Annotated in this window: 5 protein-coding genes; 3 read left to right on the forward strand and 2 right to left on the reverse strand. The window is 60.1% G+C overall.

Annotated elements, in window-relative coordinates:
* Positions 1 to 872: 872 nt before the first annotated feature.
* Positions 873 to 2,864, forward strand: a complete 1,992-nt coding sequence (locus PSV43_RS00925) for a DNA gyrase/topoisomerase IV subunit A (RefSeq protein WP_345784640.1) — start codon at positions 873 to 875, stop codon at positions 2,862 to 2,864.
* Between the two features lie 471 nt (positions 2,865 to 3,335).
* Here the strand turns inward: PSV43_RS00925 and PSV43_RS00930 are convergent, their stop codons facing one another.
* A complete protein-coding gene (locus PSV43_RS00930) occupies positions 3,336 to 4,472 on the reverse strand; it encodes a transposase (RefSeq protein WP_300192746.1) in 1,137 nt (378 codons plus the stop codon).
* Between the two features lie 70 nt (positions 4,473 to 4,542).
* On the opposite strand from PSV43_RS00930, the gene PSV43_RS00935 reads away from it, so the two are divergent.
* Positions 4,543 to 4,875, forward strand: coding sequence for a hypothetical protein (locus tag PSV43_RS00935; protein WP_300192748.1), 333 nt, complete (start codon positions 4,543 to 4,545; stop codon positions 4,873 to 4,875).
* Complete coding sequence (locus PSV43_RS00940) at positions 4,872 to 5,150, forward strand: hypothetical protein (protein ID WP_300192750.1); 279 nt, start codon at positions 4,872 to 4,874, stop codon at positions 5,148 to 5,150. The genes PSV43_RS00935 and PSV43_RS00940 overlap by 4 nt, the downstream gene beginning before the upstream one ends.
* A gap of 669 nt (positions 5,151 to 5,819) precedes the next feature.
* Here PSV43_RS00940 and PSV43_RS00945 read toward each other — a convergent pair.
* On the reverse strand, positions 5,820 to 8,649 hold a 2,830-nt coding region (locus PSV43_RS00945; RefSeq protein WP_300192752.1), incomplete at its 5' end, for a von Willebrand factor type A domain-containing protein.

An 8,649-nucleotide genomic window follows, 5' to 3' on the forward strand; every position in this document is an offset into this window, starting at 1 on the left:
GGGAGCGCACGCCTCACAGCGCGCTGGCATGGCAGAACATCCTGCGCGGTCGCGCCGCATTTCCCGCGCTCCTTCAGAGCGCATCCTTGGAAAGAAAACCATGAGTCAGAATCCCAGGGCTTGTCGCTGCGCTCCGGCGCCCTGGGCTGACTCCGGCGGGCCTACAGCCCGCGATACTACCAGGTATGATTGGCACTCGGTTAAGCGGTGGCACCGTCAAATTCAGCGTCTGGCACGATGCGTTCCGAGGAGTGCAGACTTGAGTACGTCTTGGCCTTCGTAGCCTTGGCGAAGCGGGCTGCATGCCGCCGCACCCATGGGCTCCGCTTGAGCATTCTACTTTCGCCACACCGAGCGTCACCGTGTTTGCGGTATTCAGCGCGAATCTACACAAGCACCACGCGGACGACCTGCAGCGGACTCAAGTCCGCGCGCCATAAGCCGTTTCTTTGAAAACTGCGTGTGCCGTTTTCCGCTAACGAATGGATCGGCCTGCGGGTGGATGAAGTGCTACAGGATCGATGCGGAAAGCATCCGTCATTTTCTCCTGCCTCATGGCATTCATTATGATCGCTGGCCGGTGGCGTGCCGAATCATTGAAAGCGCCTGACGCCTGCGCAATTACGCGAATCATTCATGCGGGCTTTTTTAAGGCTGGGAGCTAAAACCGGCCCAAGCGTCGGCTATTCAATGGATTGTGAAGGCTTTATGGCTGGGCGAAGTATTTGGCGGCGGTTGATAGTCCGGCCTTCGGCGCGGCGAGTCCTTGCACTCGCCCCGGCATTGCCTATTCTCGCCACCCCTGTTCCCTCCCCCCTTTCGCCGTGGCCAAAAAGTCCTCCAAAAAATCCGCTGAAGAAGCCTTCTCCCCCATCCTGCCCTCTGCCGCCCCGGTGGAGCACAAGCCGGTGGACACCCTCTATGGTGACTGGTTTCTCGATTACGCCAGCTACGTCATCCTTGAGCGTGCTGTGCCGCACATCAATGACGGCCTGAAGCCGGTGCACCGCCGCATCCTGCACAGCATGGATGAGCTGGAAGACGGCCGGTACAACAAGGTGGCGAACGTGGTGGGCAACACGATGAAGTACCACCCGCATGGCGATGCTTCCATTGGCGATGCCATGGTGCAGCTGGGCCAGAAGGACCTGCTGATCGACACGCAGGGGAACTGGGGCAACACGCTGACGGGCGACAACGCGGCGGCACCACGATACATCGAAGCGCGGCTTTCCAAATTTGCGCTGGATGTCGTGTTCAGCCCGAAGGTGACCGAGTGGGCGGCCTCGTATGACGGCCGCAACAAGGAGCCGGTGACGCTGCCGGTGAAGTTTCCGCTGCTGCTGGCGCAGGGCGTGGAAGGCATCGCGGTGGGTCTGTCCTGCCGCATTCTGCCGCACAATTTCATTGAGCTGTGCGATGCCAGCATCGCCGCGCTGCGGGATGAGGCATTCAATCTGCTGCCCGATTTCATCTCCGGCGGCATCATGGATGCGAGCGACTACAATGGCGGCATGCGCGGCGGCCGGATCCGCGTGCGGGCGAAGATCGACGAAGGTGCGAAGAAGAACATCCTGATCATCAGCGAGATCCCCTTTGGCACCACCACGGGCGGCGTGATGGACAGCATCGTGGCGGCCAATGAGAAGGGCAAAATCAAGATCGCCCGCGTGGATGACAACACCTCCGACAAGGTGGAGATCGTGGTGCAGCTGCCTACGGGCACGGACACCGATCAGACCATTCAGGCGCTCTACGCTTTCACGGATTGCGAGATTTCACTCTCACCGAACGCCGTTGTCATTCAGGACGACAAGCCGCGCTTCATGAATGTGAACGACCTGCTGAAATCCAGCGCGGAGAACACGAAAAAGATCCTCGGCGAAGAGCTTGGAATTTTGCTGGGTGAACTCAATGAGAAGTGGCACTTCAGCTCACTGGAAAAGATCTTCATAGAGAACCGCATCTACCGCCGCATCGAAGAAGCCGAGACGTGGGAGGCGGTGATGGAGGCGATCTGGAAGGGCCTCAAGCCCCACCTAAGCGCACTCAAGCGCGAAGTCACCAATGACGACGTGGCGCGACTGACCGAGATCAAGATCAAGCGCATTTCGAAGTTCAACGCCTTCGAGGCCGACGAGCACATTCGTGAGCTGGAGGAAGAGATTGATCAGGCGGAGAAGTTCCTCAAGGGACTCACGAAGTACACCATCCGCCACTTTGAAGAGCTGAGGAAAACCTACGGCGCAGGTCGCGAGCGCAAGACCATCATCAGCGCCTTTGACCGCGTGGCCGCAGCGGAAGTCATCGTGCAGGGCGAGACCTTGTACCTGAACGCCAAGGAAGGCTTTGCGGGCACCGGATTGAAGCGCGAAGGCGACCCGATCTGCAAATGCTCGCCGCTGGACGACGTGCTCTTCTTCACCCGCGAGGGTGCCATGACGGTGACGAAGGCCGCGCCGAAGTTCTTTGTGGGCAAGAACCCGCTCTACGTGAACCTGTTCAAAAAGGATGATGCAGCCGTTTATACCATGATCTACCGCGACGGCCGCCAGGGCAGCCTCATGGCCAAGCGCTTCCGCATCGGCGGCGTCACCCGCGACAAGGAATACGCGCTGACCAAAGGCACGCCTGGCTCCAACGTGCTGTATTTCATCCGCCACGAGACCGAAGAGGCCTCCAACGCGCAAAACGTCATCGTGCATCTCAAGCCCGCGCTGTACCTGCGCAATGTCACGATCCCCTTCCCCTTCAACTCCATCGCCATCAAAGGTCGTGAGTCCCAAGGGAACATCGTCACGAAGCATGCGGTGGACCGCGTGGTGCGGGAGCCGAAGAGCGGGGAGACTGCCGAGGGCGCGTAAAGCGGCCGGAGTGAGTGGGGTACTGATGAGCTTTGGCTCGTTCTGGAAAAGTACTCCTGAGCTTCAGCTCATTCTGGGAAGCTCCGCAGCTCCCAGAACGAACTGAAGTTCGAGACTACTATCCTGAGGCCGTGAGTCCCAGGGGAACATCGTCACCAAGCACGCGGTGGACCGCTTGGTGCGGGAGCCGAAGAGCGGGGAGAGTGCCGAGGGCTAGTAAGGCGGCTGGAGTGAGTGAAGTACTGATGAGCTTTAGCTCGTTCTGGAAAAGTGCTTCTGAGCTTTAGCTCGTTCTGGTAAGCTCCGCGCCTTCCAGAGAGAGCTGAAGCTCTGTGAGTACTTTGCGGAGTTCGGGGACGAACAATGAGGATCTCCGCAGCGCACTGCGCGGAGATTTTTTGCTTATCCCTGCTGAAGTCGCGCTGCCTGAACTTTCGGATGGCTTCGGCGGAAAGGGGTGCAGCCAAGACTTCATTCAACTGGCTTCAAGCGCAGGTGGCGCAGCGTGTAAAACGGCGAGTCTGATTCCGTCATGCGCCTGGCCCCGTGCTTGCGCTTTGGACCGAAGCGCTCCCGCTGCGTCGCAAAGATGTCTTCCACAAACTCTCTGCTACCCAGCACCACGCCGTCGCTGAAATATCTCACGCGCAGCCGCACCATCTCCGCCGGGCTGAGTTTGCCTTTCTCCGCCAGCACGGCGCGCACTGACTCCACGGTCACACCGCGCCGCACCACCTTCTCATTTTGTGCATCCTTCACCTCGCGCCCTTCGGCGTGAAGCAGGCAGCGATATGCCGCCGCAGCACCCGCGCTTTTCCAACCATCGACTGGCTTGCCCTGAGCCTTGCACAGACCGCGCTGCGCTCTGCGGCTGCCGCCGAGGGCCTCCGCGTAGCCGCACCAGCGGTAGTCCTTGGGATCTTTGACCAGACCGGCGCGCACGGGATTGAGATCGATGTAGGCGGCCATGGTGCGCAGCGGCTCGCCTTTGCCTTCGACGAGCACGCTTTTGAAGCGGTCCATCCACAGCGTGCCCTTGCGCCCGCGCCGTTTGTTGAACCAGCGGCTGAAGCGTTCCTTCACCTCTTTGACGAATAAGGAGAGATCGCAGAAGCGCTTTTTGAGCGCGGCCACCCGCTGCGCGGCCACCACGGTCATGCCGCGTGAGCGCAGATCGGCGAGTTCATCGCGCAGCAGCCCGAGATACGCGCGGCTGTACAGCGTGCGGAGATGCTCAAACAACTTGGCTTCGCCGTGGGGGCCGTCAAAGCGCTGCAGCCAGGTGTCGCGGTGCGGAACCTCGGCGAGCAGGTGGAAATGATTGTGCATGAGTGCGTAAGTCACGACCTTGATGCCGGAGAACTCGGCCATGCGCCAGATCACGCGGCGCAGCGCTTCTTTCTCTACGTCATCAAACAGCACCTCGCCGCCGCAGGTGCGTGACATGACGTGGTAGCAATAGGACTCCAGAGGCCCTTTGCCGAGGATGCGAAACCTGCCACCGGACCACGAACGCGCGCCGGGGTAGAGGCCGGTTTTCGCATTCACGCCAACGAGTTGTTCTTCCAGCGGGATGGCCTGAGGATCAGTGGCTTGGGCGGGCTTCATGGTGGGTGAAAGTGACAATGAATGCGAGACAGTCAAACTAAATGCCTGGCATTTAGTTGATGGTACGCGGATGACCGCCCCAGTGGAAAAACCGACGCCTATGTTTGGCAAGCTCAGGAGCATCTATGTCACAGAGGTGGCCAAGTATGAGTCTGAGGTGATCCGCCGCCTCGGCCCCCTGTTCAAAAACCAGTACACAGCGCTGGTGAATCTCTCCAAGGACTACACCCGCAAAGGCGACATTCCTGCCGCAGAGGCTGCAAAAAAAGAGCAGGCGAACATGCAACTGGCCACCTGCCACATCCCGGACGGTCAGTCGAAAATCCTGCGCTCTGGAGAGCTTTGCTACCTGAACCGAGATTATGTGTGGGCCAATGCCCCCCCCCCTACCTGGAGGACTTGAATTTCAACATCACCACGGGCGGACTCCCGCAGAGCTTTATGGTGGATGTGATACGCCCAGGCGTTGTCTATGTGGCCTTCGGAGCTGAACAGCGCGAGGATGCGGAACCGCAGCTCCTGACTCTAGGTTTCAAACTGACTCCACTCACCTTTTTGCAGACACCTCGTGGTGGGAACGGAATGTTGGTTTACAGCAAATTCGTCATTCAAGGCTTCAAGCTGTCTGAGAACCCCAAGAACTTCTCAGGATACATCGTCATCGGCAATCTGGAATAACCAGCGCATTTTCGCCTGCGGAAACTCTGCGGCGTTTCAGCCTCTGCGGTGTGAAGTCTGGGACTAAATGCTTGGCATGAATGGCAGTCGGTTAAGGGCATCCATCATGGATCTTGGAAGCCTGCTGACGCTGGTGGCGGCGGAGGAGCGTCGAGGACGCTGCTGGCGGACGCGGTTTGTGCAGAAGGCGCTGGGTTTGCTGCCCGGAGGGCTGGTGCGGTCACCCAGGGCTTGCTCGTTCCTCGCCGCGCCCTGGGCTGAGTCCGCCGCACCTTTGGTGCTGAGAGCCTGGCGGCAATGCGGACGAAACATGGTCTTAACCGAGTGCCATTCATGCCTGGCATGAATGGCATTTAGTTTCCAAGCCGTGGACCGCGCCATGTGGGTGCCGAAGAGTGGGGAAGCGCCGAGGGTAAGTGTTCTCTTGAAGCATGACGTGGTCTAGAAGACTGACACACCAAGCGCTGCGATATCAGCAGGTGGCGGATTTGATGGCCTGTTTGATGACTTTGAATGGGTGGCGGCCTTGACCAAGAAGCCGGACTTGCCAAGTCCAGGTTTGATGATTTAAAAGCTCTCTCCATACCCAAACCGGACTTGGCAAGTCCGGCTCCTTGATTCAGAGCGTGCTGAAGCTGCCGAGTACTTTCCAAGGCCTGCCTCGGTGGGCTACTGCGTTTCCTTCAGGCCGCGTGCTTTGTCGATGAGCTGCAGGAACTCGCCGCGATAGCCTTGCTTGTCGGTGCCTTTGCCATCGAGTGCGAGGCGGCGGACGGTTTCCCAGCTCAGGGTGCCTTTGTAGCTGGAGTCGCGCAGCAGCAGACCGAAGCCCGCCACGGCGGCGCTGAATTTGAATTCGTCGCTGCTGGCGGTGAGGGTTTTACCTTCGTCCTTGGTGGGCATCTCGATGAGCTTGCTGAGATCGCTCTCGGGCTCCTTGTAGCGCAGCTTCACGGTCATCATCTCGCCGGTCTTCGCGGCGGCGGCGAGCTGGGCAGGCGAGATCGCTGCGGCCTGGTATTTCAAGTCGTCCACCAGCGGGCGCGGCTCGGCGCCGGGGGGGAGATTGGCGGGGACGATTTCATACAAGGCCACGACGCTGTGGCCTGCGCCGATCTCGCCGGCGTCCTTGGTGTCGTCATTGAAGTCTTCCTTGGCCAGCAGGCGGTTTTCATAACCGATGAGGCGGTAGCTGCGCACGGCGGCGGGATTGAACTCGACCTGGATTTTGACGTCTTTGGCGATGGTGACGAGCGTGCCGCTCATCTGCTCGACGAGTACTTTGCGGGCTTCGCTGAGGCTGTCGATGTAGGCGTAGTTGCCGTTGCCTTTATCGGCGAGGGTTTCCATGGTGCGGTCTTTGAGATTGCCGCTGCCAAAGCCCAGCACGCTGAGGAAGACGCCGGTCTTGGCCTTGTGCCTGATGAGTTTTTCGAGCTCCTCCGGCGAGCTGGTGCCGACATTGAAGTCGCCATCGGTGCAGAGGATGACGCGGTTCACGCCGCCTTTGATGAATCCGGCCACGGCCTGCTCATACGCGAGCTTGATGCCTGCGCTGCCGTGCGTGCTGCCACCGGCGCTGAGGCGATTGATCGCGGCGAGGATCTCTTCTTTCTTGTCACCACCTGTGGGGGGCAGCACCACACCGCTGCTGCCGGCATAGACCACCATCGTGACGCGGTCCCCTTCCCCGAGCTGCTCGGTGAGCATGCGCAGTGACTGCTGCACCAGCGGCAGTTTCGCCGGCTCATTCATCGAGCCGGAGACATCGACGAGGAAGACCAGATTGCTTGCCTTGCGGTCTTTGTCCATCTCGCGGCCTTTGATGGCGATGCGTGCCAGCCGGTGCACGGGCTGCCAGGGGCACGGGGCCAGCTCCACACGCACGCCGAAGGGTTCCTTGGCATCATGCGCGGGGCCTTCTTCTGCGGTGGGGAAATAATTCACCAGTTCTTCGATGCGCACCGCATCTGGCGGCGGGATCATGTTCTGGTTCAAGAAGCGCCGCACGTTGGCATAGGAGGCGGTGTCCACATCGATGGAGAGCGTGGAGAGAGGCTCGCGCGCCACGTCCTTCATCACGTTCTCGATGATGCTCGTGTAGGATTCGCCGGAGTTCGCCTTCATCTGCGGCGCGGGCTTGGGCTCCTCAGGCATCGCAGTCTTGCCAAAGTAAAAATCATCCGTCTTCGCATCCGTGTACGTGCGGACACTGCCTGCCTGCGTCACCGGAACTTTGTCTTCCCATGTCTCAGTCACCTGGGTCAGCATCTTGGACCGCTGCGGGTCATAGGCCGTGGTGAAATTCCTCTTCATCTGGGTCGCCGCCAGTGCATCCATGCTGGTGCTCGAATTGAACGTACCCGCAGTTCCCGCAGCATTGCCGCTCACCGTGTAGGTGTTTAAATCCCCCAGCGTCAGTGTTCCTGCGCCGGTCTTGGTGAGAGCTTCGCCCTCCTTCCTCATTCCCGCCAGGTCACTCGGGGCATCTGCTAAGACACTGGCAATGGCGGGCTTCGAAGACGCTGCAGGCTGCGCGCCCACAGAGCCGCTGGTGCTGATGACTCCGCCGCTACCCATACTTGTGCCCGAGATGGGAGCGCCGTAATTGGCGAAGCCATCGAACTCAACCACTTGAGGAGAAAGCACAAGTGCCACCGGAGCTTCAAAGACAGCAGTGCTGGTGCCCGTAGTAGATGAAGCATTTGCTACCATGCCCGCCGCCGCTGGCACGGGATTCATCACCTGCGGTGGGGCTGCCGCAGCAGCAGGCATCGCGTTTGCAACAGCGCCGCCGTTGAAATCAAGCGTCCCGCCAGAACGGCGATTCATCTGCATTTTCGCTCCAAGGATGACCTCACCGGTCGGCGCAAAGCCATCGCCGGTCGGCATCGCCACCCCCTTGGACACCTGCAACGTGCCGGCGTTGATCGTGGTGGTGCCGCTGTAGGTATTGGGACCTGCCAGGACCAGCGCGCCGACGTTGCTACTGGAGTTCCCCGTCATGATGCTTGTGGGTCCACTGATCACAGTGGCGACAGGAGCCGCAGGCACCGCCGCACTGCCGGAGGCGATCATCGTCCCCGCTCCGGGGAGCATGCCGGGCTGAGCGGCGCTGGCATCAGGCGCGGCATGCGCATATCTCATGGATGAGGCGGATTCCTTTTCGAATTTGAAGGAGGACGGGCGCGGAGTGAACTCTTCCGCATTCATGGATTCCACGGGATAAACAAACTCACGCGTCACCACCATCGTGGCCCGCGTCCCGGACTTGGTGGTGACGGTCGGTGCGCCCATCAGATCGACCCCCTCCTTTTGTTCGTACGCTTTGAAAACAGCCGCCTGCATTTCATTCAGCCTGGAGGAGTCAGCAAGTGAGGCAGGATAGCCTGAGAGGTGCTGATCCGTGGGAAGAAGGCCACCGAGAAGGCGCTGATCCGCTGCCGAAATGGAACCGCTGTTTAGGGAGGCATTGAGCTGCGAGTTCGCAGCGGTGGCG

It is taken from the genome of Prosthecobacter sp., from assembly GCF_029946185.1.
GTDB lineage: Bacteria > Verrucomicrobiota > Verrucomicrobiia > Verrucomicrobiales > Verrucomicrobiaceae > Prosthecobacter.